The 23,400-nt window shown below is 69.7% G+C and carries 23 protein-coding genes; 12 read left to right on the top strand and 11 right to left on the bottom strand.

The annotated features are described in order from the left end of the window. Window positions 1-21: 21 nt before the first annotated feature. Window positions 22-825 (bottom strand): 4-hydroxy-tetrahydrodipicolinate reductase, encoded by an 804-nt coding sequence (dapB, locus tag ACODR1_RS00405; RefSeq protein WP_488878683.1) that lies wholly within the window; start codon window positions 823-825, stop codon window positions 22-24. 239 nt (window positions 826-1,064) lie between these two features. On the opposite strand from dapB, the gene ACODR1_RS00400 reads away from it, so the two are divergent. Then, window positions 1,065-3,347: an NADP-dependent malic enzyme gene (locus tag ACODR1_RS00400; protein WP_116487590.1), complete on the top strand. Its 2,283-nt coding sequence runs from the start codon at window positions 1,065-1,067 to the stop codon at window positions 3,345-3,347. A 53-nt stretch (window positions 3,348-3,400) separates the two neighbouring features. Here ACODR1_RS00400 and ACODR1_RS00395 read toward each other — a convergent pair whose 3' ends face one another. After that, the gene (locus tag ACODR1_RS00395; RefSeq protein WP_488878682.1) at window positions 3,401-3,901 is read right to left on the bottom strand and encodes an NINE protein; all 501 of its coding nucleotides are present in this window, start codon (window positions 3,899-3,901) and stop codon (window positions 3,401-3,403) included. A gap of 262 nt (window positions 3,902-4,163) precedes the next feature. Here ACODR1_RS00395 and ACODR1_RS00390 point away from each other — a divergent pair, with 262 nt between their 5' ends. The 8 genes from ACODR1_RS00390 (at window position 4,164) to ACODR1_RS00355 (ending at window position 12,304) form a co-directional block, all read left to right on the top strand. After that, a complete protein-coding gene (locus ACODR1_RS00390; protein ID WP_488878681.1) occupies window positions 4,164-5,585 on the top strand; it encodes a sensor histidine kinase in 1,422 nt (473 codons plus the stop codon). Between the two features lie 143 nt (window positions 5,586-5,728). Further along, window positions 5,729-6,493, top strand: a complete 765-nt coding sequence (locus ACODR1_RS00385) for a 3-oxoacyl-ACP reductase (RefSeq protein WP_488878680.1) — start codon at window positions 5,729-5,731, stop codon at window positions 6,491-6,493. 229 nt (window positions 6,494-6,722) lie between these two features. After that, window positions 6,723-6,992, top strand: coding sequence for an usg protein (locus tag ACODR1_RS00380; RefSeq protein ID WP_101714085.1), 270 nt, complete (start codon window positions 6,723-6,725; stop codon window positions 6,990-6,992). Window positions 6,993-7,052: 60 nt separating this feature from the next. After that, complete coding sequence (locus tag ACODR1_RS00375) at window positions 7,053-7,697, top strand: phosphoribosylanthranilate isomerase (protein WP_488878679.1); 645 nt, start codon at window positions 7,053-7,055, stop codon at window positions 7,695-7,697. Window positions 7,698-7,714: 17 nt separating this feature from the next. Further along, window positions 7,715-8,947, top strand: coding sequence for a tryptophan synthase subunit beta (gene trpB / locus ACODR1_RS00370; RefSeq protein ID WP_488878678.1), 1,233 nt, complete (start codon window positions 7,715-7,717; stop codon window positions 8,945-8,947). A 146-nt stretch (window positions 8,948-9,093) separates the two neighbouring features. Further along, complete coding sequence (trpA, locus tag ACODR1_RS00365) at window positions 9,094-9,921, top strand: tryptophan synthase subunit alpha (protein WP_488878677.1); 828 nt, start codon at window positions 9,094-9,096, stop codon at window positions 9,919-9,921. Between the two features lie 12 nt (window positions 9,922-9,933). Then, a complete protein-coding gene (locus ACODR1_RS00360) occupies window positions 9,934-10,857 on the top strand; it encodes an acetyl-CoA carboxylase carboxyltransferase subunit beta (protein WP_101716057.1) in 924 nt (307 codons plus the stop codon). 130 nt (window positions 10,858-10,987) lie between these two features. Continuing rightward, window positions 10,988-12,304, top strand: coding sequence for a bifunctional folylpolyglutamate synthase/dihydrofolate synthase (locus tag ACODR1_RS00355; RefSeq protein WP_488878676.1), 1,317 nt, complete (start codon window positions 10,988-10,990; stop codon window positions 12,302-12,304). 24 nt (window positions 12,305-12,328) lie between these two features. Here ACODR1_RS00355 and ACODR1_RS00350 read toward each other — a convergent pair whose 3' ends face one another. Next, a complete protein-coding gene (locus ACODR1_RS00350; protein ID WP_488878675.1) occupies window positions 12,329-13,351 on the bottom strand; it encodes a WD40 repeat domain-containing protein in 1,023 nt (340 codons plus the stop codon). 222 nt (window positions 13,352-13,573) lie between these two features. On the opposite strand from ACODR1_RS00350, the gene ACODR1_RS00345 reads away from it, so the two are divergent. From ACODR1_RS00345 to ACODR1_RS00335, 3 genes are all read left to right on the top strand, one after another. Further along, complete coding sequence (locus tag ACODR1_RS00345; protein WP_058349874.1) at window positions 13,574-14,023, top strand: biopolymer transporter ExbD; 450 nt, start codon at window positions 13,574-13,576, stop codon at window positions 14,021-14,023. 88 nt (window positions 14,024-14,111) lie between these two features. Further along, complete coding sequence (locus ACODR1_RS00340) at window positions 14,112-14,744, top strand: LysE family translocator (protein WP_488878674.1); 633 nt, start codon at window positions 14,112-14,114, stop codon at window positions 14,742-14,744. Between the two features lie 102 nt (window positions 14,745-14,846). Further along, window positions 14,847-15,674 carry an SDR family oxidoreductase gene (locus tag ACODR1_RS00335; protein ID WP_488878673.1) on the top strand — a complete coding sequence of 276 codons (828 nt, stop codon included), beginning with the start codon at window positions 14,847-14,849 and terminating at the stop codon, window positions 15,672-15,674. A 4-nt stretch (window positions 15,675-15,678) separates the two neighbouring features. On the opposite strand, the gene ACODR1_RS00330 is transcribed toward ACODR1_RS00335, so the two are convergent. The 8 genes from ACODR1_RS00330 to ACODR1_RS00295 form a co-directional block, all read right to left on the bottom strand. After that, on the bottom strand, window positions 15,679-15,984 hold the full coding sequence (locus tag ACODR1_RS00330; RefSeq protein WP_488878672.1) for a hypothetical protein: 306 nt from the start codon (window positions 15,982-15,984) through the stop codon (window positions 15,679-15,681). A gap of 13 nt (window positions 15,985-15,997) precedes the next feature. Beyond that, window positions 15,998-17,665 carry a putative bifunctional diguanylate cyclase/phosphodiesterase gene (locus ACODR1_RS00325; protein ID WP_488878671.1) on the bottom strand — a complete coding sequence of 556 codons (1,668 nt, stop codon included), beginning with the start codon at window positions 17,663-17,665 and terminating at the stop codon, window positions 15,998-16,000. Window positions 17,666-17,711: 46 nt separating this feature from the next. Then, window positions 17,712-18,290, bottom strand: a complete 579-nt coding sequence (locus ACODR1_RS00320; RefSeq protein ID WP_101716064.1) for a GNAT family N-acetyltransferase — start codon at window positions 18,288-18,290, stop codon at window positions 17,712-17,714. Between the two features lie 42 nt (window positions 18,291-18,332). After that, window positions 18,333-19,604 carry a M16 family metallopeptidase gene (locus ACODR1_RS00315; RefSeq protein WP_488878670.1) on the bottom strand — a complete coding sequence of 424 codons (1,272 nt, stop codon included), beginning with the start codon at window positions 19,602-19,604 and terminating at the stop codon, window positions 18,333-18,335. 200 nt (window positions 19,605-19,804) lie between these two features. Continuing rightward, complete coding sequence (gene thrC, locus ACODR1_RS00310; RefSeq protein WP_488878669.1) at window positions 19,805-21,202, bottom strand: threonine synthase; 1,398 nt, start codon at window positions 21,200-21,202, stop codon at window positions 19,805-19,807. Next, window positions 21,202-21,888: an SURF1 family protein gene (locus ACODR1_RS00305; protein WP_488878668.1), complete on the bottom strand. Its 687-nt coding sequence runs from the start codon at window positions 21,886-21,888 to the stop codon at window positions 21,202-21,204. The genes thrC and ACODR1_RS00305 overlap by 1 nt, the downstream gene beginning before the upstream one ends. Then, a complete protein-coding gene (locus ACODR1_RS00300) occupies window positions 21,881-22,243 on the bottom strand; it encodes a DUF983 domain-containing protein (protein WP_488878667.1) in 363 nt (120 codons plus the stop codon). Before ACODR1_RS00300 ends, ACODR1_RS00305 begins: the two co-directional genes overlap by 8 nt. Window positions 22,244-22,496: 253 nt before the next feature. Beyond that, on the bottom strand, window positions 22,497-23,372 hold the full coding sequence (locus tag ACODR1_RS00295) for a cytochrome c oxidase subunit 3 (protein WP_488878666.1): 876 nt from the start codon (window positions 23,370-23,372) through the stop codon (window positions 22,497-22,499). Window positions 23,373-23,400: the final 28 nt, after the last annotated feature.

The following is a 23,400-nucleotide window of genomic DNA, read 5'->3' as shown; positions in this document are numbered from 1 at the left end:
AGGGGGAAGGGAGAAGGCGGCTCAGACCGCCTTGAACCCCAGCACCTGCTGCATGTCGTAGATCCCCGGCGCCTGGCCTTGCGCCCAAACCGCCGCCGCCACCGCGCCGCGCGCGAACAGGCCCCGGTCGATGGCCGAGTGGGCGATGGTCAGGCTTTCGCTCTCGCCGGCGAAGATCACGCTGTGCTCGCCGATGACGCCGCCGCCGCGCACGACCGAGAAACCGATCGCGCCTTCCTTGCGCGGACCGGTGACGCCGTCGCGGGCGCGGTCCTCGACCTCGGAGAGCACGACGCCGCGCCCCTCGGCGGCGGCCTGGCCCAGCATCAGGGCCGTGCCCGAGGGGGCGTCGATCTTGCGCTTGTGGTGGGCCTCGAAGACCTCGATGTCCCAGTCGGCGGCCGGCAGGGCGGCGGCGGCCTGGCGCACCAGGCCCATCAGCATGTTGACGCCCAGCGAGAAGTTGCCCGAGCGCACGATCGTGACCTTTTCGGCGGCCTTCGCCAGGCGCGCGTCCTGCTCGGCCGTGAAGCCGGTCGAGCCGATGACCAGGGCGATCCCGCCGCCGGCCGCGGCGATGGTCTCGGCCAGGGCGACCGAGGCCTCGGGGATGGTGAAGTCGATGATCGCCTGGGCGTCGGCCAGGGCGCTCTCCAGCGCCACGAGGCCCTCGCCCTCCGCGCCCGGACGGTCGAAGCGGGCCACGGCAAGCGCGTCGGCGCGGCCTTCCAGGGTGGCGGAGACGGCCTTGCCCATGCGGCCCAGGGCTCCGGCGACGGCGATCCGAACGGGGGACTGGGACACGGGGTTTTCTCCACGAAACATGCGCCGCGCCTCGTCGCCCACCCCCTCTCCGGGGTCAACGGATTTATCCGGTGAGCTTCCGTAGCGGGAGCGACGACAAAACCGCAAACCTTTGCCCAACAAGCGTTTGTACCGGTACCATTTGATATTGTCCGGTTGTAGCCGGCCAGACGCGTCGCTAGGCTGACCCTCGCATAAGGACGCGTCGCATCGTTCGGCGGGTCCATTTCAACTGGCTACGCAGGACAGGAAACGCCGCCATGAGCGACGCGGAACGCAAGACCTTCACCGACGCGGAGGCCCTGGCCTTCCACCGCTATCCCCAGCCGGGCAAGCTGGCGGTGACCCCCACCAAGCCGATGGCGACCCAGCGCGACCTGTCGCTGGCCTACTCCCCCGGCGTGGCCGTGCCGGTGCACGCGATCGCCGCCGATCCCGACGCCGCCTACGACTACACCTCCAAGGGCAACCTGGTGGCGGTGATCTCCAACGGCACGGCGATCCTGGGCCTGGGCGACCTGGGGGCGCTGGCCTCCAAGCCGGTGATGGAAGGCAAGAGCGTCCTCTTCAAGCGCTTCGCCGACGTCGACAGCATCGACATCGAGGTCACCACCAAGGACGCCGACGAGATCATCACCGTCGTCAAGAACATCGGCGTCACCTTCGGCGGCATCAACCTGGAAGACATCAAGAGCCCCGAGTGCTTCCGCATCGAGACCGAGCTGCAGGAGCTGCTCGACATCCCGGTGTTCCACGACGACCAGCACGGCACCGCCATCATCTGCGCCGCCGGCCTGATCAACGCCTGCCACATCACCGGCAAGAACCTGGCCGACATCAAGGTGGTGCTGAACGGTCCCGGCGCGGCCGGCATCGCCTCTATGGACCTGATCAAGGCCATGGGCGTGCGCCCCGAGAACGTTATCGCCTGCGACAGCAAGGGCGTGCTCTATCGCGGCCGCACCGACGGCATGAACCAGTGGAAGAGCGCCCACGCCGTCGACACCGACAAGCGCACGCTGGCCGAGGCCGTGCAGGGCGCGGATGTTCTCCTCGGCCTGTCGGCCAAGGGCGCCTTCACTCCGGAGATGATCGCCAGCATGGCGCCCAATCCGGTGATCTTCGCCATGGCCAACCCCGATCCCGAGATCACCCCGGAGGAAGTGCACCGCGTGCGCCCCGACGCGATCATGGGCACGGGCCGCAGCGACTATCCCAACCAGGTCAACAACGTCCTGGGCTTCCCCTACATCTTCCGCGGCGCGCTCGACGTGCGCGCCCGTCGCGTCAATCACGAGATGAAGATCGCCTGCGCCCAGGCCCTGGCGATGCTGGCCCGCGAGGACGTGCCCGACGAGGTGGCCGCCGCCTATCACGGCCGCCAGCTGAAGTTCGGCCCCGACTACATCATCCCCTCGGCCTTCGACCCGCGCCTGATCTGGTACGTGCCGCCGTTCGTGGCCCAGGCGGCGATGGACACCGGCGTGGCCCGCAAGCCGATCGCCGACATGGAGGCCTACCGCCAGAGCCTGGCCCAGCGCCTCGACCCCACCGCCGGCTTCCTGCAGAAGATCGCCGGCTCGGTGCTGGCCAAGCCCAAGCGTATCGTCTTCGCCGAGGGTGAAGAGCCGTCCGTGATCCGCGCCGCCTACGCCTTCCAGACCGGCGGCTATGGCAAGGCCATCCTCTGCGGCCGCGAGAACCTGGTGCACGAGAACATGAAGCTCGTGGGCCTGGACCCCGAGACCGCCGGCATCGAGATCCACAACGCCCGTCTCTCCGACCGCAACCCCGACTATGTCGACGCCCTGTACGCGCGGCTGCAGCGCCAGGGCTTCCTCAAGCGCGACGTCCAGCGCCTGATCAACCAGGACCGAAACAGCTTCGCCGCCTCGATGGTGACGATGGGCGAGGCCGACGGCATGGTCACCGGCGTCACCCGCAGCTTCGACCAGGCGCTCGACGAGGTGCTGCGCGTCGTCGATCCGGCCCCCGGCGGCCGGATCATGGGCATGTCGGTGGTGCTGGCCAAGGGCCGGACCATCTTCGTGGCCGACACCAACGTCACCGAGCTGCCCGACGCCGACGAACTGGTCGAGATCGCCTGCGAGGCCGCCTCGGCCGTCACGCGCCTGGGCTTCAAGCCGCGCGTGGCCTTCATGAGCTACTCGACCTTCGGCAACCCCATGGGCGAGCGCTCCGACAAGGTGCGCCAGGCCGTGGCCACGCTGGACGAGATGGGCGTCGAGTTCGAGTACGAGGGCGAAATGCCCCCCGAACTGGCCCTCGACCCGGAAAAGCGCCTCGCCTACCCGTTCATGCGCCTGACCGACAGCGCCAACATCCTGATCATGCCGGCCATCCACGCCGCCTCGATCTCGACCAAGCTCGTCCAGTCGCTGGGCGGCGCCACAGTGATCGGCCCGGTGCTGCTGGGCCTGTCCAAGTCGGTGCAGATCTGCCCGCTGGGCGCTTCGGTGTCGAAGATCCTCAACATGGCGATGATGGCCGCCTACGACCAGCCGGTGGAGGCCGGGGAGTAGGGGAAGCGGGCGCGGTCCTCACGGACCGCGCCGCCTAGGCTTTGGATCACTTCCTAGACCGAGCCGGGAGCAGTCTGGTCGGCCGGCGGCGAGGTGATCGCAAGCGGGGTCCCCATCAGCCGCGCCTTCTGGACCTCGTATTCCTCGGTGGTAATGGCGCCGCTGTCCTTGAGGGCGGCGAACTTGGTCAACTCGTCCGCCACGTTGGCGACGGGCTGGGCGGCGGGGCGTGAGGCGACGTTCAGGCGCTTCATCAGCGCGGCGTTGTGCTCCTGGGCCATGCCGGGGATCAGGAAGATGTCGACGATCAGCCAGACACCGAGAGCGGCAAGGGTGAAAAAGCCCAATCCGAACCAGATCGTCATCCAGGAAAAGATGTTCAGCACCAGTTGGCCGACCGCCGAGCCCGTGCGCCCCAGATAGAAGCGGTGACCGCCGAAGCCGCCGAGGAAGAACCACAGCAGGTAGGTGACGCCCGTCGACTTCTTGCTGGCCTCGAACGCCATCAGGGCCTGGGTGTCGGCGCTGAGGCCGTTGCTCGCTACGTCGGTCATCGTGTTCCTCGACGGCGAGGAGCGCCCGACGACCCGCGCCGCCGAAACCACCGCCCCCGCCCGGTCAGGCTTCACCGTACCGGGAGTAACACGCTCTGCGCAACCGCGCGGAAGACGGCGAAGCCGTGCCCCAGACCCTGCCCCCGCGAGGTAGCCCGGAGGACCGGAGGAGGCACGCGAGAATTGCCCCTTTCACCTCATGCGCGAACGGGGCCATGATATCGGTCCCGTCGCCTGCTCCCCTCGGAGACCGCCCGGACCGATGATCGATACGGTCTCGCCCAGCCTGACCACGGCGCTGATGCACGCGCCGATGGGCATCGCCATCTTCGACCGGTCGATGCGCTATCTCGCCCATTCGGCCCAGTACCTGACCGACCAGGGCCTGCCGGCCGACCTGCCGCTGCTGGGTCGCGTGCACTACGAGGTGTTCCCCGAGATCCCCCGCTACTGGCGCGACCTGCACGCGCGGGTGCTGAACGAGGGGGTCGAGCTGCGCGAGGACGGCGGCGACCGCTATGTCGACCGCCACGGCCGGGTCGAGTGGATCCGCTGGTCGATGGCGCCCTGGCGCACCGACGAGGGCGCGGTCGGGGGCCTGGTTCTCTATACCGAAGTGGTCACCGCCGCCGTCGAGGCGCGCCTGCGGCTGGAGGCGGCCGAGGCCCGCTACAAGGCGGTGTTCGAGCAGGCGGCCATGGGCGTGGCGCGGATCTCGCCGCGCGGGGTGTTCCTCGAGGTCAACGACCGCTTCTGCGCCATCACCCGCCGCAGCCGCCAGGCCCTGGTGGCCGGCAACGCCGCCGAACTGATCGCGCCCCAGGACCTGCCGGGCGCGCAGGCCCACGTGCGGGCCCTGCTGGCCGGCCGGCTCGACACCTACGCCGCCGAGCGCCGGCTGATCGCCGGCGACGGCGAGGTTCTGTGGATCCGCCTGACCGTCTCCAAGGTGCAGCCGCGCGGGGGCCTGGCCTATCTGGTGGCGATCATCGCCGACATCACCGCCCGCAAGGTGGTCGAGGCCGAGCAGGAGCGCCACCAGGGCCAGCTGCGCCTGCTGATCAACGAACTGAACCACCGCGTGAAGAACACCCTGGCCACCGTCCAGTCGATGGCCGCCCAGACCCTGCGCAACGAGCCCGACCCCGTCACCGCCTTCGAGAAGTTCGAGCTGCGGCTTCTGGGCCTGTCGCTGGCCCACGACGTGCTGACCCGCGAGAGCTGGCACGGGGCGGACCTGTGCGAGGTGGCCCAGCGGGCGCTCGCGCCATTCACCGCCGCGGCCGGCCGGGTGTCGGTGGCCGGGCCGCCCTGCTTCCTGCCGCCGGGTGGGGCCCTGACCATGTCGCTGGTCTTCCACGAACTGGCCACCAACGCCCTGAAGTACGGGGCCCTGTCCAATCTGGACGGCTCGGTGGCGGTGGCCTGGCGGTTCGACGAGACCACCCGCGCCCTGTCGCTGACCTGGACCGAGACCGGCGGCCCCAGGGTCGTTGGCCTGCCCACCCGGCGCGGCTTCGGCTCGCGGCTGATCGAGCGCAGCCTGCGCGGCGAGCTGCGCGGCCACGTCCGGATGGACTGGCGCGAGGAAGGGCTGGTCTGCCGGCTCGAGGCCGTCGCGCCCCTGCCCACCCCGCCTTCGCCGGAGTTGGGGGTGGTGGCGAGCCTGGACGAGCGGCGGTAGAAGCTCCTCCCCTTTGCGTGGTCCTCGCCCTTCGACGGGCTCAGGGTGAGGACCAATTCATGGCCCGAGCAGTGGAAGGCCCTCATCCTGAGCTTGTCGAAGGACGAGGGTTTTCTCCGCCCCAAGCGTTCCAGGAGTAAAGAATGCAGCTGTCCGACCAGATCGTCCTCGTCTCCGGCGCCGGCCGGGGCCTGGGGGCCGAGATCGCCCGCGCCTTTTCCCGCCAGGGCGCCCGCGTCGTCGTCAACTACCGCGCCAGCCAGGACGCGGCCGAGGCCCTGGCCACCGAGCTGGGCGGGCCCGGACGCGCCATCGCCGTCCAGGCCGACGTCGCCGACCGCGCCGCCGTCGAGGCCATGCTGGCCGCCGCCAAGGCCGCTTTCGGCGGTCCCGTGACCACGGTGGTCAACAACGCCCTCGACTACAGCTTCAACGGCGACGCCCGCGCCCACCTGGCCAGCATCGCCTGGGAAGACTTCGAGAAGCAGAACCTCACCGTCCTGAAGGGCGCGCTGAACGTCATCCAGGCCGCCGCCCCCGACATGGCCGACGCCGGCTTCGGTCGCGTCATCAACGTGGGCACCAACCTCTTCCAGAACCCGGTCGTGCCCTATCACGACTACACCGCCGTCAAGGCGGCCCTGCTGTCGCTGACCCGCACGGCCTGCGGCGACCTTGGCCCGGCGGGCATCACGGTCAACATGGTCTCCGGCGGCCTTCTGCGCGTCACCGGCGCCAGCGCCGCCACGCCCGAGCCGGTCTTCGACCTGATCGCCGGCATGACCCCGCTGCGCTCGGTCACCACCCCGGCCGAGTTCGCCGACGCGGTGCTGTTCTTCGCCAGTCCCTGGGCGCGGGCCGTGACCGGCCAGAACCTGGTGGTCGACGGCGGCTTGGTGCGGGACTGATATCTGGCCCCCTCTCCCCTTGCGGGAGAGGGTGGCCCGCGTGGCGGGTCGGGTGAGGGGTCTTTCAGACGTCGAACGCCGTGCAACCCCTCATCCGACGCCTTCGGCGCCACCTTCTCCCGCAAGGGGAGAAGGATCTCGAGGTGCGACGCCCTGCCCTCTTGAGCGACTCAGCGCTCGGGCGGACGGTTTCTCGGTGACGCTTAACCGTTGTCGGAGACTGCTCTCGATGACTTCCCGCGCGTTCGAACTGCAAATGCTGGGCTACGGCCTGACCACGGCCAACATCTGCTACCATCTGCCCGACCATCCGCACCTGCTGCAGCTCTATGTCTGGCAGGAGTACGACCTGGCCCCCAGGTTCCCCACCCTCAAGGGCTTCCTCGATTTCTGGAGCCGCGAGCTCGATGGAGTGTTGCACTCGGTGCAGGTGGCGCACGACCGGCTGATCGGCCCGGCCGAGTGGAAGGCGGTCAACGGGGTCTTCACCCTCCAGTGAACCTCGCCGGTTGGGCGGCGGGGGTTGCGCTGGCGACTTCCCCACCGTAACTCCCCCCCGATGACCACCAAGGCCAAGATCTGCGGGCTCTCGACGCCGGAGACGGTGAAGACCGCCTTCGACGGCGGCGCGGCCTATCTGGGCTTCGTCTTCTTCGCCAGGAGCCCCCGAAACCTCGAGCCCGAAGCCGCCGCTCGCCTGGTCGAGCCGGTGCGCGGCCGCGGCGTGTCGACCGTGGCGGTGACCGTCGATCCCGACGACGCCTTGATCGACCGGCTGATGGCCACCATGCGCCCCGACCTGATCCAGGTGCACGGCAAGGAGACCCCCACCCGCGTCCGCGAGATCGCTCAGCGCAGCGGCGTCGGCGTCATCAAGGCCTTCTCGGTTTCCTCGTCGGCCGATGTCGACCAGGCCAAGGCGTACGAGACCGTGGCCGAGCAGTTTCTTTTCGACGCCCGGCCGGTGGAAGGATCCGTCCTGCCCGGCGGCACCGGCGCAAGGTTCGACTGGAGCCTGCTGCAAGGCCGGCGATTTTCTCGCCCGCATTTCCTCGCGGGCGGCCTTGATCCGTGGAACGTGGGCGCCGCCGTGGCCGCCTCCGGGGCCCCGCTGGTGGACGTTTCCTCTGGCGTGGAACGCGGTCCGGGCCTAAAGGACCCGGCTCTGATCACGGCGTTTCTCGACGCCGTCAAACGCGCCTGACCTAACTGGAAACGCCCGTGAACGCTCCTGTCCAAGCTTCTGACCGGCCCAACGACTGGTCCGCCTATCCCGACGCCAAGGGGCGCTTCGGCGAGTTCGGCGGCCTGTACGTGGCCGAAACCCTGATGCCGCTCGTGCTCGAGCTGGACAAGGCCTACCAGGAAGCCAAGAACGACCCGGCCTTCCAGGCCGAGCTGAAGGGCTACCTGACGCACTATGTCGGCCGTCCCAGCCCGCTCTATTTCGCCGAGCGCCTGACCCGCCATTTCGGCGGCGCCAAGATCTACTTCAAGCGCGAAGAGCTGAACCACACCGGCGCGCACAAGATCAACAACTGCATGGGCCAGATCCTGCTGGCCCAGCGCATGGGCAAGACCCGGATCATCGCCGAGACCGGCGCTGGCCAGCACGGCGTCGCCTCGGCCACCGTGTCGGCGCGCTTTGGCCTGCCCTGCATCGTCTACATGGGCGCCGTCGACGTCGCCCGGCAGAAGCCCAATGTCTTCCGCATGAACCTGCTGGGCGCCGAAGTGCGTCCGGTGACCTCGGGGGCCGCGACCCTCAAGGACGCCATGAACGAAGCCATGCGCGACTGGGTCACCAACGTCGAAGACACCTACTACCTGATCGGCACCGCCGCCGGCCCCCACCCCTATCCGGCCATGGTCCGCGACTTCCAGGCGGTGATCGGCAATGAAGCCCGCGAGCAGATCCAGGACCTGGAAGGCCGCCTTCCCGACGCCGTCCTGGCCTGCGTGGGCGGCGGATCGAACGCCATCGGCATGTTCCACCCGTTCCTCGGCGACGAGGGCGTGAAGATCTACGGCGTGGAAGCCTCGGGCCACGGCCTCGACACCGACAAGCACGCCGCCTCGCTGACCGGCGGGCGTCCGGGCGTGCTGCACGGCAACCGCACCTACCTCTTGCAGGACGACGACGGCCAGATCCTCGACGCCCACTCGATCAGCGCCGGCCTCGACTATCCGGGCATCGGTCCCGAGCACTCGTTCCTGCACGACATCGGCCGGGCCCAGTACCTGACCTGCACCGACGACGAGGCCCTGAAGGCCTTCCAGCTGTGCGCCGAGCTCGAGGGCATCATCCCCGCCCTGGAAAGCGCCCACGCCATCGCCAAGCTGCCCCAGCTGGCCAAGGAGATCGGCGAGGGCGGCGTGATCGTCATGTGCCTGTCGGGCCGTGGCGACAAGGACATCTTCACCGTGGCCGACGCGCTCGGGCGCAGCATCTAGATGCTTCGACCGGCGCGCCAAGCGCCCTCGTCCTTCGACAAGCTCAGGATGAGGGCTATTTCCGACCTCGCAGTAGAAAACCTCACCCTGAGCCTGTCGAAGGGCGGGGTTTTCGGCTCCGCCGTCGTCAGCGGGAACTGAGACCAATGACCAAAGACCGCATCGACCGCCGCTTCGCGGCGCTGAAGGCCGAAAACCGCGCCGGCTTCGTCGCCTATGTGATGGCCGGCGATCCCGACGCCGCGACCGCGCTCGAGATCCTCAAGGGCCTGCCGGCCGCCGGCGCCGACCTGATCGAGCTGGGCTTCCCGTTCTCGGACCCGATGGCCGAGGGTCCGACCATCCAGCGCGCCAGCCAGCGCGCCCTGGCCGGCAAGATGACCCTGAACGGCACGCTGGAGCTGGCCCGCGCCTTCCGCGAAGGCGACCAGGACACCCCGCTGATCCTGATGGGCTACCTGAACCCGCTGGTGAACAAGGGCTTCGACGTCTTCGCCAAGGCCGCCGCGCAAGCCGGCGTCGATGGCCTGATCGTCGTCGACTGCCCGCCGGAAGAAGCCGACCCGTTGAGCGACGCGCTGGAGGCCGAAGGCGTCTCGCTGATTCGCCTGGCCTCGCCGACGACCGACGAAAAGCGCCTGCCGGCCGTCGTGCGCCGCACTTCGGGCTTCGTCTACTACGTGTCGGTGGCCGGCGTGACCGGCGTCAAGGAAGCTGACGCCGATGCGGTGGCTCCCGCCGTCGAGCGCCTGCGCGCGGCCGCGCAACTGCCTGTGGCGGTTGGCTTTGGCATCCGCACGGCCGAGCGCGCCGCCGAGGTGGCCCGCGTCGCCGACGCCGCCGTCGTGGGCTCGGCGCTGGTCGACGAGATTGAATCAGCGGGCAAGCTGAACGAAAACGTGACCCAAAAGGTTCTTTCCAAGGCGTCGGAGCTGGCTAAGGCTGTGCGATCCGCGCGACAAGATACGGTGTGAGGCTGTAAGGCTATGGCGATGGCTGAACCCCAAGGCCCCAAGAAGGGCGACAAGACCAAGAGCTCGACCGACCGCCGAGGCGGCTGGCTGTCGCGTATCGCCCCCGGCGTGCGCGGTGCGTTCGCCAAGCGCGAGACGCCCGAGAACCTGTGGGTCAAGTGCCCCGACACGGGCGAGATGATCTACCGCTCCGACCTGGAGGCGGCCCTGTGGGTCACCCCGGCCGGACGCCACATGCGCATCGGTCCCGAAGCGCGCTTCAAGTTCACCTTCGACGATGGCCAGTACGAGGCCCTGCCGACCCCGTCGGTGGTCGAGGACCCGCTGAAGTTCTCGGACGGCAAGCCCTACAAGGACCGCCTGGCCGCCGCGCGCAAGAGCACCGGCGAGCAGGACGCCATGGCCATCGGCTACGGCAAGATCGCCGGCGTCGACGCCGTCGTGCTGGTCCAGGACTTCGCCTTCATGGGCGGATCGCTCGGCATGGCCGCCGGTGAAGGCTTCATCGCCGCCGCCAAGGCCGCGCTGGCCCGCCAGGTTCCGCTGGTCGCCTTCACCGCCGCCGGCGGCGCGCGCATGCAGGAAGGCGCGCTGTCGCTGATGCAGATGGCCCGCACCACCCTGGCCATCAACGAGCTGAACGACGCGGCCCTGCCCTATGTCGTGGTCCTCACCGACCCGACCACCGGCGGCGTCACGGCGTCCTACGCCATGCTGGGCGACGTGCACCTGGCCGAGCCGGGCGCGCTGATCGGTTTCGCCGGTCCGCGCGTCATCGAGCAGACCATCCGCGAGACCCTGCCGCCGGGCTTCCAGCGCTCGGAGTACCTCGTCGAAAAGGGCATGGTCGACCGCGTCACCGCCCGCAAGGACCTGCCGTCCACCCTCGGCTCGGTCCTCGGCACCCTGATGCTGGGCCGTCGCAAGGCGGCTTGAACGAACTGATGCTCCCCCTCCGGGGGAGCTGTCGCGACAGCGACTGAGGGGGTGCGGCGCAGCCGCCTGACGGCGGCCCCCTCCACCCCTTCGGGGTCCCCCTCCCCCAGAGGGGGAGGATCTTGGGATCATGACCGACCACCTCCGCGCCCACGACGCCGCGCTGGAGCGCCTGCGGGCGCTACATCCGCTGAAGATCGACCTGTCGCTGGGCCGCATGCGCCGACTGTGCGCCGCCCTGGGCGATCCGCAGGACCGACTGCCGCCGGTGATCCACGTGGCCGGCACCAACGGCAAGGGCTCGACGGTCGCCTATCTGCGCCACATGGCCGAGGCCGCGGGGCTCAAGGTCCACGTCTTCACCTCGCCCCACCTGGTGCGCTTCGTCGAGCGCATCCGCCTGGCCGGCGCGCTGATGACCGAAGAGCACCTGGCGAACGTGCTGGAGCGGGTCGAGGCGGCCAATGACGGCCAGGCCATCACCTTCTTCGAGATCACCACGGTCGCGGCCTTCGTCGCCTTCGCCGAGGTTCCCGCCGACCTGTGCATCGTCGAGGTGGGCTTAGGGGGCGTGCTCGACGCCACCAACGTCATCTCCAGCCCCGCCGTCAGCGTCATCGCGCCGATCGATCTGGATCACCGCGAGTTCCTGGGCGACACGATCGAGCAGATCGCCGTCGAGAAGGCCGGCATCATCAAGCCCGACGCTCCCGCCGTCAGCGCCCGCCAGCAGGACGCCGTCGACGGCGTGCTGGAGACCGCCGCGGCCATGGCCGGGGTCGAGCTCACCCTGATGGGCCGCGAGTTCGACGCCTGGGAAGAGCGCGGCCGCCTGCTGGTGCAGATGCCCGACCGCCTGCTCGACCTGCCCGCTCCGTCCCTGCCCGGCGAGCACCAGTTCGCCAACGCGGGCCTGGCCGTCGCCGCCCTGCTGGCCCTGGACGACCCGCGCATCGACGAAGAGGCCATGGGCCGGGGGATCGCCGGCACGGTCTGGCCGGCCCGCTTCCAGCGCCTGACAGCCGGCCCCTACGCGCGGGCCGCGCAGGCGGCCGGGACGGACCTCTGGCTCGACGGCGGCCACAACCCGCACGCCGGCCGCGCGGTGGCCCGCGCCGTGGCCGACCTGGCCGTCCGCGACGGCCGCCCCGTGGCGTTGATCTCGGGCCTCCTGGCCAACAAGGACGCCGCCGGCTTCTTCGAGGCCTTCCGGGGGATCGCGACCAAGGTCTTCACCGTCACCTTCGAAGGTCACGCCGCCGCCAGCGCCGCCCAGACCGCCGCCGCCGCCGAACTGGCCGGCCTACGGGCGGCCGCCTGCGACAGCCTCGACGACGCCCTGGCCCGCGCCCTGGCGCTGGACCCCGTCCCGCACGTACTGATCTGCGGCTCGCTCTACCTGGCCGGCGAGGTGCTGGGCGCCAGCGAAGAGACGTGGCCGACCTGACCCCTCTCTCTCAGAGAGAGGGTTTTAAAAATTCCGCACCGAGATGTCCGGCACGGCCAGCACGCCGGCCTCGCCGGTTTCGTCGCCCCAGGCCAGGCGCGTGCCGTCGGCGTTGACCGACAGGCTGCTGATCGCGGCGCCCTTCTCGGCCTTCAGGGTCTCGATGCGGCCCGAGCGGAGGTGGCAGGCCCAGATGCGGCCGTTGTCCTGGCCGGCGATGGCCACCGGCAGGGCGTCGACGCCCGCGACCTGCACGACCAGCGAATCCCGCGAGAAGCCGATCTCGGCGGCTTCCTTGCCCATCGGGCCGCTGGCGCCGGCGAACGGCCAGATGACCGCGCCGTTGGCCCCGGCGGTGGCCAGCAGGTTGCCCTTGTCGAGGAAGGCCATGCTCTTGATCTTGGCCGGATAGCCGCCCATCCGCATGTCCTTGCCGTCCGACAGGCGCCAGCCATGCAGCTGGTTCTCCTGCATGGCCGAGACCAGGAACTTGCCGTCGGGGCTGTAGGCCAGGCCGACGTGGCTGCCGGCCCACTTCATCACCGTCGGCTTCTGGTCGGCGATGCGGCCCCACCACAGCGACACGCCACCGTAGCCGGCCGCGGCCAGGCGCTTGCCCTTCGGGTCGAAGGCCACCGCCGACACCGTCTTCTCGTGCGCATAGACGCGGCGGAAGCTGTCGTCGGCGACGTCCAGCACGTGCACTTCCTTGCCGGCCGTGAAGGCGATCAGGCCCGAGGCGGGGCTTGCGGCCACGTGCTCGATCCACTTGCCCTTGACCTCGGCCAGCAGGGTGGCGACCAGCTCGTCGCCCTCCAGGCGGCTCCAGACCACGCGGCCGTCGTCGCCGCCGGTCACCAGGCCCCGGCCCGACGGATGGACACAGGCGGCCAGCGCAGCCCCCCCCATCGGCCCGCCATGAGCCTCGACGGTGACGAAGCCGCCCTCGGCCTCGAATCGGACAGTGCCGTCGCCCAGGGCGAATCCGGCGCGTCCAGCGCGATCGAACAGGGCGGCGGTGACGTAGGCGTCGAACGAAAAGATCATGTGCGGGGGCTTAGCGCGGCCGGTTTGCGAGCGCTAGTCGCGTCTTGCGCGAAGGCCTGGCCCGGATTCCGCCTCCTGAACGCCGTTAGGCCAAAAAGACTCACAAAAGGGGTTGCCATCGCGCCGTCTCGTCGGGCTTTACTTCCGCGCTCGTCTGCGCCAGACGTGGCATCTAACAATTTCTGGACCGCCTGGGGGCGGTCCCCGGGAGACAGTCAGGCTATGGCGGCTAAACTTGCTGGCGGCGGCGGCGGTCGCTACTCGCTGAACCAGAATTCCGAAATCAACGTCACGCCCTTCGTCGACATTCTGCTCGTTCTGCTGATCATCTTCATGGTCGCCGTGCCGATGGCCGTGACCTCGATCAAGATCGATCTGCCGCCGGCCGTCCCGCCGCCGCCGAACGCGCCGAAGCCGAAGGAACCGGTCTTCATCTCGATCCAGAAGTCGGGCGCTCTGTTCATCGCGGACAAGCAAACCAGCCTCGACAACCTGCCGATCGACCTGGACGCTTCGTTCACCTCGAAGGGTCAAGCCGGTCCGAAGGACGATCAGCGCGTGATGATCCGCGCCGACGCCGACGTGCTGTATTCGGACTTCATGGGCGTCCTGAACCAGCTGCAGACCGCTGGCTGGTACAAGGTCGGCCTGATCAACGAAGACATCCACTAAGACGTCTTCGGCGATCGCCGAAAGTATCGAGGGGCCGGCGGCGAAAGCTTCCGGCCCCTTTTTCGTGCCCGCTTCCACGGAGACCCCCATGCCCGACGCCAAGACCTGGATCGCCTTCTGCCTCGTCTGCCTGGGGATGGCGCTGACGCCGGGCCCGAACATGCTCTACCTGGTCAGCCGATCGATCTGCCAGGGCAAGTGGGCCGGCATCGTCTCGCTGGCCGGCACGGCGGCGGGCTTCGTCGTCTATCTGGTCTGCGCGGCGCTGGGGATCACCGCCCTCCTGATCGCCGCCCCGATCGCCTACGACATCCTGCGCTTCGGCGGGGCCCTCTACCTGGGCTGGCTGGCATGGCAGGCGATCAAGCCCGGCGGCCGCTCGCCCTTCCAGGTTCGCGAGCTGCCCAAGGACCCGCCGGCCAAGCTGATGGCCATGGGCTTCCTGACCAACCTGCTCAATCCCAAGGCGGCGATGCTCTATCTGTCGCTGCTGCCGCAGTTCATCGATCCCCGCCACGGCAACGTGCTGAGCCAGTCGCTGCTGCTGGGCGGCAGCCAGATCGCCATCAGCCTGTCGGTCAACGCCGCGATCTGTTTGGCGGCCGGGACCATCGCCGGCTTCCTGTCCACGCGCCCCAGCTTCGCCCTGGTGCAGCGCTGGCTGATGGCCAGCGTGCTTGGCGGCCTCGCCGTCCGCATGGCCACCGAGGCCCGCCGCTAGCCGCCAGGACTGCTGAGGATCGCTCAGCAGGCCATGGACGAGGCTCCGACTAATCCTAGCCCTCCGACGGCGTTATGACGCCCTCCTGAGCAAGGAGAGGCCATGAGCCAGGTCATCGTCGTCATCGGGGCCGGCCAGATCGGCCAGGCCATCGCCCGCCGGGTGGGCGTGGGCAAGCGCGTGCTGCTGGCCGACATGAAGCCGCAGAACGCCCAGGCCGCCGCCGAGGTGCTGGCCGACGCCGGCTACGACACCCATGTGGCCACCGTCGACGTCGCCTCGCGACCGTCCGTCGAGGCCCTGGTGGCGACCGCCACGGGCCTGGGCGAGGTCGCCGGCCTGATCCACGCCGCCGGCGTCTCGCCAAGCCAGGCGCCGCCCGAGGTGATCCTCAAGGTCGATCTCTACGGCACGGCCCTGGTGCTGGAACTGTTCGGCGAGGTGATCGCCCGGGGCGGCTCGGGCGTGGTCATCGCCTCGCAATCGGGCCACCGCCTGGCGCCGCTGCCCGTCGAGCAGAACCACGCCCTGGCCACGACGCCGACCGAGGCGCTCCTGGCCCTGCCCTTCCTGTCGCCGAGCGAGGTCACAGACCCGTTGAAGGCCTACCAGCTGTCCAAGCGCGGCAACTCCCTGCGGGTGGCCGCCCAGGCCGTGCCCTGGGGCGAGCGGGGGGCCAGGATCAACGCCATCAGCCCCGGCATCGTCATGACGCCCCTGGCCCGCGACGAGCTCACGGGCCCGCGCGGCCAAGGCTATCGCCGGATGATCGAAGCCTCGGCCGCCAAGCGCGCCGGCACGCCCGACGAGGTCGGCGCGGTCGGCGCCCTCCTGATGGGTCCCGACGGCGGCTTCATCACCGGCAGCGATTTCCTGATGGACGGCGGGGTGACGGCCGCCTGGTGGTACGGCGACCTCGCCAAGGGGTGAGCGACTAGGCCGGCGCCTGGGCCGCGAGCACCGCGAACGCGAACAGTCCGCTGAGCACCATCAAGCCAAACCACAGCCTGTAGCGCCAGATCAGGGGCGTTGCGGGGTCGATGGCGCGATAGCGTGAGCTCACCCGCCGCCACGTGACCGGATCCCGGCTGAACCCCGTCTCTCTCGGCGCAGCGGGATCTGCATGGCGATTGACCACGTCGACTATGGCGGACATGGCCCGGTTGGCGCGGATGCAGGCATAGATCGCGAAGACGAGGCTGGCGATCCCGCCGCCCCAGACGGCCGCGACCAGCAGCATATGCACTCGCGCCTCAGCCCCGCGCCTTCACCGGGGCCGCGCCGTCCACATAGGCCTCGTTGAGATAGACCTCGGCTTCCTGCGGCGACAGGGCCGGCGCGTAGCCGAAGCCCTGGCCATAGTCGCAGCCGAGCTTCTGCAGCGCATGGGCCATCTCGGCGTTCTCGACGCCCTCGGCGACCACTTCCAGGTCGAGATCCTGGCCCAGCTTCACCACCGACCGGACGATCTTGGCCGAGCCGGCGTTGCCGCCCATGGTGCGCACGAAGTAGCGGTCGATCTTCAGCGTGTCGAACGGCAAGCGCGTCAGGTAGGACAGCGACGAGAAGCCGGTGCCGAAGTCGTCGAGCGCCAAGCCCGCGCCCGCTTCGCGCAGGGCTTTCAGGATCACCGCGGCCCGCTCGGGATCGCGCATGATGTCGCTTTCGGTCACTTCCAGCTTCAGCGCGCCGCGCGGCAGGCCGTTCTCGGCCAGCACCTGGGCCACGTCGTGGACGAGGCCCGGACGATCGATCTCGCCGGTCGACAGGTTGACGCTGACGGTCAGGGCGCCAACGGCCGGGTGGCTGCGGCGCCAGGCGGCCAGCTGCTTGCCGGCGCTGCGCATCATGTGCTCGCCGAGCTCGGCCATCAGGCCCATCTCTTCGATCAGCGGCAGGAACTCGTCGGGCGGCAGCAGGCCACGGCGGGGATGGATCCAGCGCGCCAGGGCCTCGAAGCCCGACAGGGCTCCGGTCGACAGCCGCACGACCGGCTGGAAATAGGGAACGATCTCGCCGCGGCCGATGGCGCCGCGCAGATCCGCTTCAAGCGCCAGACGCGACAGGCCGTCGGTCTCCATCGAGCGGCCGTAGGCGGCGGCCGAGCCGCGCCCGTTGGCGGCGGCGGCCTCGACGGCCAGCTCGGCGCGGCGGACCAGTTCGGCGGCCTCGGGGGCATCCTCGCCGCCCTCGGCCGAGACGGCGCCGATGGTCAGGGTCGGGTGGATGTCGAAGCCGGCGATGCGAAGGGGCTGCTCGAGCGCCGAGCGCAGCAGCTCGGCCGGTTCATAGCCCTTGGGCTCGCACAGCACGGCGAACTCGTCCTCGCCGATGCGGCCCAGGATCGAGCCCTCGGGGAAGGCGGCGGCCAGGCGCGAGCCCAGGGCGGCCAGCACCAGGTCGGCGCGCTCGTGGCCCAGGGCCTCGTTCAGGCGGCGCAGGCGGTCGAGGTCGGCCACGACCAGCTCGTGCACGCCGTCATGGGTCAGGCGCTCGCGGGCGCGGGCGATGAAGCTGCGACGGTCCAGGAGCCCGGTGAGCTCGTCCTTGCCGGAGGCGGCGAATTTCACTTCCGGGGCGATGACGCCGGCGGCGCGCACGCCCTCCTCCAGCCACACGCCCCGCCAGATGCAGACACCGCCGCTGCGCATGCGCAGGCGCACGACGATCTCGGCCCCGGCCTCGCGCACCCGCAGCAGCTCTTCGGCCTGGGCGCGGTCCTGCGGCAGGGCCAGCGCCCGGAAGGCGGCGGAGGAACATTCAGGAGCGAGCGGCGACAGGCCAAGGGCCCGGGCCGCGCCGTTGATGCGCAGGCGATCGGACTCGGGCTCCCAGTGCCACAGCGCGACCTCGGCGGCGCCCAGCGCTTCCAGCGTGGTCGTCGCGTCCCAGATGCGTCGCTCGGCAACCTTGAATGACATGCCCGTTCCCACGCCGAAAAAGCCGGCGTCACAGCCCGGGCGATCGCTATGACGGAGCGATCAACCCGAACAGACGATGATCTCGCCACTCGCCGTTAATTTTGAGATAAGCGCGGGCGTATCCCTCCTCGGAAAACCCGCAGCGCGACAACAGGTCCGCCGAGCGCGCGTTGTGCGGCATGCACGCCGCCTCCAGGCGGTGGAGGCCCAGCGGCCCGAAGGCGAAGTCGATCACCGCCTTCACCGCCTCGGTCGTATAGCCCTGCCCCGCATGGGCCTGGCCGCTCCAGTAGCCCAGCACGCCGGTCTGCGAGACGCCCCGACGAATGTTGAACAGCCGCACCCCGCCGACGATGGCGTCGTCGTCCTTGCGGAAGACGAAGAAGGGAAAGGCCTCGCCGGCCTCCAGTTCGCGGGCGTAGGCGGCCAGGCGCTGGCGGAAGGCCGTGCGGGTCAGGTCGTCGGCCGGCCAGCTGGGCTCCCACGGCGTCAGGTAGCCGCGCGAGGCGGCCCGCAACTGCGCCCACGGCTTGTGGTCGGCCAGCCGCGGCAGGCGCAGATAGACGCGCTCGGCGTCGATGCGCGGACCATGGTCGATACGGAACAGGCGGAGGATGGCGGACAAGCAGGGGGGTCTCAGATCTCGAAGCCGCACCATCGCGGCTTATCAGCCGCCGAACAACGTCCGCCGGAAGATTTCGCCGGCCGAAAGCGCGGTCTTGGCCCCCAGCACGGCGGTCGCCGCCCGCGCCGGGTCCAGCATGCGCCGGCCCAGGCGGGTGATGTCGTCGGCGGTGACCGCGTCCACCCCGGCCGCCAGCTCGGCCGGCGGGAACAGCTTTCCGAAGGTCAGGGCCTGGCCGGCGTTCTGTTCGGCGCGGGCCAGCGGCTGCTCGCGGGCCATGAACATGTGCGCCTTCAGCTGGGCCTTGCAGCGGGCCAGCTCGGCCGGCTCGATGCGCTCGACCAGGGCCAGGACCTGCTCGGCGCAGACCTTGGCGGTCTCGGCCGCGTCCTTGGCCGCGCAGCCGACATAGATGCCCAGGGCTCCGATGTCGGCATAGGTGTCGGCATAGGCGTCGATGTTGTAGGCCAGCCCCCGCTTCTCGCGGGCCTCCTGGAACAGGCGCGACGACATGCCCCCGCCCAGGGCCTCGGCGAAGACGCGCAGGGCGAAGTAGTCGTCGTCGCACGAGCCGAACGCCGGCAGCATCAGAACGAGGTGGGCCTGCTCCAGCTTGCGGGTCTCTGCGAAGCTCATCCCCACGAACAGCGCCGGATCAGGAATGGCCGCGCCCAGCGTCGCCGGCATGTCGCCGAAGGCCTGCTCGGCCAGGGCCAGGATCTCGGCCTCGTCGACCGCGCCCGTGGCGCTGACCACCAGCCGGTCGGCGGCGTAGAGGGCCGCGCGCCATTGCGCCAGGGCCTCGGGAGTGGCGGCCTCGACGCTGTCGACCGTGCCCAGGATCGGCCGGCCGACCGGATGGTCGCCCCAGGCGCCCTTCTGCAGGAGGTCGAAGACGTAGTCGTCAGGGGCGTCGGCGGCCTCGGCGATCTCCTGGGCCACGACCTGCTTCTCTCGGGCCAGGTCGCCGGCGTCCAGGGTGGGTCGGCGCACCAGGTCGGCGATCACCGCCATGGCCAGAGGCGCGCCCCCCTTCAGGGCCCGCACCTGGAAACTGGTGCGCTCATAGCCGGTGGCGGCGTTGATCGAACCGCCCTCGGTCTCGATCACCTCGACGATGTCGCGCGCGCTGCGCCCGCCCGCACCCTTGAACACCATGTGCTCGAGCAGGTGCGACCAGCCCGACCGCGCCGGATCCTCGTAGCCCGCGCCGCGTCCGGCGACGACGGTGAGGGCCAGGGTCTCGAGACCCGGCATCGGATCGCAGACGACGCGGACGCCATTGGGCAGGGTATGGAGGGTCGGAAGGCTCATTTCCCTCCGTGTAGCCGCACAAGCCCGGGAAAGCGACCCCGCGGGCTGGCGACGCAGGCACTCTTCTTCCGTAAAATCCCCGCGAAAGCGGGGACCCAGGCGTTTTATCGTCGAGAGCCACGCGTTCCAGAAAAAGCCTGGGCCCCCGCTTTCGCGGGGTTTTACGGATATTGGAATCCGTTACCGCCAGAGGACAGCTCTCACTTCCCCGCGAACGCCCGCACGTGGGCCTTCACGGCGGCCGGATCGGCCGGCAGGCGGTCGAAGCGCTCGGGCTTGGCCGACAGGTCCGGCGCGCCGCGCGGCACGCCCTGGACCACGCCGGTGGCGGCCAGAACGGCCTCGGGGAACTTGGCCGGGTGGGCGGTCGACAGCACCACGACCGGGGTCGTGGGGTTTTCCAGGCGCAGGCCGTGGGCGGCGGCGAGGCCGACGGCGGTGTGCGGATCGACCACCTCGCCGGTCTCGTTCAGCGTCGAGAGCATGGTCTTGGCGGTGTCGGCCTCGCTGACCGAGGCCCCGGCGAACAGCTCGCGCATCATGGCGTGGGCGCTGGGCGGGATGTCGAGCGAGCCGGTGGTGGCGAAACCGCGGAAAGCCCGCCCGGTCTCGACGCCGTCGCGACGCACGGCCTCGAAATAGAGCCGCTCGAAGTTGGAGGCGACCTGGATGTCCATGGCCGGGCTCTGGGTGGCGGCCACCGCCCCGCGGGCGTAGCGGCCGGTCTCGAAGGCGCGGGCCAGGATGTCGTTGCTGTTGGTGGCGGCCACGACCTTGGCGATCGGCAGGCCCATCTGCTTGGCGACGAAGGCGGCGTAGGCGTCGCCGAAATTGCCTGTGGGCACCACGAAGGCCACTTCGCGGGCCGGCGCGCCCAGACTGACGGCGGCGGTGAAGTAGTAGACGCTCTGGGCCGCGATCCGCGCCCAGTTGATCGAGTTGACGCCCGACAGGTCCACCGCGTGGCGGAACTGGTCGTCCTGGAAGGCCTGCTTGACGATGGCCTGGCAGTCGTCGAACGAGCCCTGCACCGAGACGCAAGACACGTTGGCGTCTTCGGCCGTGGTCATGAACCGGCGCTGGACCTCGCTGATCCGGCCTTCCGGGAAGAGCGCGACGATGCGGGCGTTGCTGCGGCCGCGGAAGGCCTCGACGGCCGCGCCGCCGGTGTCGCCCGAGGTGGCGCAGATGATGGTCATCGTCCGCGACTGGCGCGACAGCACGTAGTCGTAGAGCCGGCCCAGGAGCTGCATCGCAACGTCCTTGAAGGCCAGGGTCGGGCCGTGGAACAGCTCCAGAAGGTAGCGGTTGGCGGCCAGCTGCTTCAGCGGCGTCACCGCCGCGTGGGTGAAGCTGGCATAGGCCTCGTCGCACATCTGGGCCAGATCGTCGGCCGGGATGTCGTCGCCGACGAACTTGCCCAGAACCGCGGCGGCCACCTGCGCATAGGTCTTGCCGGCAAAGGCTGCGATCTCTTCGGGCGTGAAGGCAGGCCAGGCCTCGGGCACGTACAGGCCGCCGTCAGGGGCCAGGCCCGCGAGCACCGCGTCCAGGAAACCGATCGAAGGGGACTCGCCCCGGGTCGAGACGTAACGCATCAGGGCCTCATCCTACGCCAGAGCATGGCGGCATAGATAAAGAGCAGGGTGACAGCAAGACCAAACCACGTAAGCGCGTATTCCAGGTGCCGATTGGAAATTTCTGCCGGCAGCGGCGCGGGCGTGACGCCGGGAACGGCGGGGGTGGCGGTCTCGACCATGAGGATGTGCGAGGCGGGCCTGTCGGCGGCGAAGGCGGCCAGGGCCTTGCCGCGATCGCCGCCCAGCGCCTTGGGGGCCATCAGCACGCCGACCACCTGGGCCGGCGCGGCGAACGCCTGGGCCTTGGGCTGGACCTGGCCGCTCAGGGCGTCGACAAGCCCGAGGTCGAGCAGGACGACGCCGTGCGCCTGGCCGGCCAGCCGGCAGGCGGCCATGGCCCGCCAGACCATGTCGCCGTCGCGCACGCCGTAGACCAGCGGCAGCGGCGCGGTGGCGCCCGGCGCACAGTCGGCGGCCACGCGCACGAAATCGACGTCCTCGCCCTGGTCGGCGCGGGCCAGGGCCTGGGCCAGCGGGATGGCGGGCGCGGTCTTCAGCGTCTCGATCCGCGCCAGCAGGTCTTGCTTCCAGGCCAGGCGCTTCACCTGCCAGGTTCCCAGGCCGCAGAGGATGGAAAAGGCGATCAGGGTCGCGATCGTCAGGACGATCGGAAAGCGCGGCTTCGACTTGGCGGCCTCAGACATCGTCGCGCCCCGCTTGCGAAGCCTTGTTGGCGATCTGGGCGGCGACCATCAGGCCCTTGGCCGGCCGCATCAGGACGAGGCACGCCAGCAGGGTCAGCGGCAGCCAGACGACCAGCAGCAGCCACGCCGGCCAGTTCCAGGCGAACATCGAGAACAGCGCCCCGAAGGCGCATAGCGCGCCGGCGATCAGGATGACGAAGGTCGCCGCGCCGTCGCCGCTCTCGAGCTTGGAGAAGTCGTAGCCGCAGGCCTCGCAGCGCGGCGCGACCTTGAGGAAGCCATCGAACAGAAAGCCCTCGCCGCAGACGGGACAGCGCCCGGCGGCGCCGGCGGCGTAGGGGTTGGTCTTGGGCATGCGTGCTGCACCGTCCGACAAATGCGCCGCCCCTCTTTATCGCCTTCCTCGCCCTTGTGGCGAGGATCCATGCGTCGGCCGGCAAGGCGGAGATCGGCTTGCACGGTCTGAGCGACGGAACGATGGGCCCTGGGCACGAGGCCCAGGGAAGCGGCCGTGGGGCGGAGCGGGATGAGATCTCGACCCAGCCCCACTAGAACGAAAAAGGCCCGGAGCGCGGTCGGCGCTCCGGGCCCTTAGATAGTCCGTGACCTCAGTGCGCCGAGGCGCCGAAGATCACGTAGATGAAGGCGAACAGGAACAGCCAGACCACGTCGACGAAGTGCCAGTACCAGGCGGCCGCTTCGAAGCCGAAGTGCTGCTTGGGCGTGAAGGCGCCGTTCATCAGGCGGATCAGGCAGACGATCAGGAACAGCGTGCCCACGAAGACGTGGAAGCCGTGGAAGCCGGTGGCCAGGAAGAAGGTCGAGCCGTACAGGCCCGAATTGGCGGCGGCCTCGTTGTAGAACAGGTTCTCGTGGTTGATGTGGGCGTACTCGTAGACCTGGATGCAGGTGAAGAGAGCGCCCAGCGCGATGGTCAGGATCAGGCCCCACTTGGCGCCCTTGCGGTCGCCTTGCTGCAGGGCGTGGTGCGACCAGGTGATGGTCGTGCCCGACAGCAGCAGGGTCAGCGTGTTGACCAGCGGCAGGTGCCAGGGCGAGACGGTCTCGACGCCGGCGGGCGGCCAGGCGGCCCAGGCCGTGCGGACTTCCTCGATGCTGGAGAAGGTGCGGTGGCCGTGGAACAGGGCCATCTCGAAGAAGATCCAGAACCACGCCACGAAGAACATCACTTCCGAGGCGATGAACAGCACCATGCCGTAGCGCAGGCCGATCGAGACGACGGGGGTGTGGTCGCCGGCGTTGGCTTCCTTGATGACGTCCCACCACCAGCCGAACATGGTGTAGAGCACGCCGGCCAGGCCGAGCGCGAACAGCCACCACTGGCCCTTCTCGATCCCGAACACGCCGCCCTTGATCCAGGCGATCAGGCCGATGGCCATGACGGTGGCCGCCATCGAGCCGACGAACGGCCACGGACTAGGCGGCAGGATGTGGTAGTCGTGTTTGACGGCGCCGTGGGCCATGTGTTGCGAACCCTCTGATTATTTGAAG

Source organism: Caulobacter sp. FG7, assembly GCF_057808875.1.
The sequence above is the reverse complement of the archived record's forward strand: the minus strand, read 5'-3'. Positions and strand labels throughout refer to the sequence as shown.

Coding starts and splice junctions, on each gene's coding strand:
- dapB (WP_488878683.1), bottom strand. CDS start 825: ATGTTTCGTGGAGAAAACCCCGTGTCCCAGTCCCCCGTTCGGATCGCC.
- ACODR1_RS00400 (WP_116487590.1), top strand. CDS start 1,065: ATGAGCGACGCGGAACGCAAGACCTTCACCGACGCGGAGGCCCTGGCC.
- ACODR1_RS00395 (WP_488878682.1), bottom strand. CDS start 3,901: ATGACCGACGTAGCGAGCAACGGCCTCAGCGCCGACACCCAGGCCCTG.
- ACODR1_RS00390 (WP_488878681.1), top strand. CDS start 4,164: ATGATCGATACGGTCTCGCCCAGCCTGACCACGGCGCTGATGCACGCG.
- ACODR1_RS00385 (WP_488878680.1), top strand. CDS start 5,729: ATGCAGCTGTCCGACCAGATCGTCCTCGTCTCCGGCGCCGGCCGGGGC.
- ACODR1_RS00380 (WP_101714085.1), top strand. CDS start 6,723: ATGACTTCCCGCGCGTTCGAACTGCAAATGCTGGGCTACGGCCTGACC.
- ACODR1_RS00375 (WP_488878679.1), top strand. CDS start 7,053: ATGACCACCAAGGCCAAGATCTGCGGGCTCTCGACGCCGGAGACGGTG.
- trpA (WP_488878677.1), top strand. CDS start 9,094: ATGACCAAAGACCGCATCGACCGCCGCTTCGCGGCGCTGAAGGCCGAA.
- ACODR1_RS00360 (WP_101716057.1), top strand. CDS start 9,934: ATGGCGATGGCTGAACCCCAAGGCCCCAAGAAGGGCGACAAGACCAAG.
- ACODR1_RS00355 (WP_488878676.1), top strand. CDS start 10,988: ATGACCGACCACCTCCGCGCCCACGACGCCGCGCTGGAGCGCCTGCGG.
- ACODR1_RS00350 (WP_488878675.1), bottom strand. CDS start 13,351: ATGATCTTTTCGTTCGACGCCTACGTCACCGCCGCCCTGTTCGATCGC.
- ACODR1_RS00345 (WP_058349874.1), top strand. CDS start 13,574: ATGGCGGCTAAACTTGCTGGCGGCGGCGGCGGTCGCTACTCGCTGAAC.
- ACODR1_RS00340 (WP_488878674.1), top strand. CDS start 14,112: ATGCCCGACGCCAAGACCTGGATCGCCTTCTGCCTCGTCTGCCTGGGG.
- ACODR1_RS00335 (WP_488878673.1), top strand. CDS start 14,847: ATGAGCCAGGTCATCGTCGTCATCGGGGCCGGCCAGATCGGCCAGGCC.
- ACODR1_RS00330 (WP_488878672.1), bottom strand. CDS start 15,984: ATGCTGCTGGTCGCGGCCGTCTGGGGCGGCGGGATCGCCAGCCTCGTC.
- ACODR1_RS00325 (WP_488878671.1), bottom strand. CDS start 17,665: ATGTCATTCAAGGTTGCCGAGCGACGCATCTGGGACGCGACGACCACG.
- ACODR1_RS00315 (WP_488878670.1), bottom strand. CDS start 19,604: ATGAGCCTTCCGACCCTCCATACCCTGCCCAATGGCGTCCGCGTCGTC.
- thrC (WP_488878669.1), bottom strand. CDS start 21,202: ATGCGTTACGTCTCGACCCGGGGCGAGTCCCCTTCGATCGGTTTCCTG.
- ACODR1_RS00305 (WP_488878668.1), bottom strand. CDS start 21,888: ATGTCTGAGGCCGCCAAGTCGAAGCCGCGCTTTCCGATCGTCCTGACG.
- ACODR1_RS00300 (WP_488878667.1), bottom strand. CDS start 22,243: ATGCCCAAGACCAACCCCTACGCCGCCGGCGCCGCCGGGCGCTGTCCC.
- ACODR1_RS00295 (WP_488878666.1), bottom strand. CDS start 23,372: ATGGCCCACGGCGCCGTCAAACACGACTACCACATCCTGCCGCCTAGT.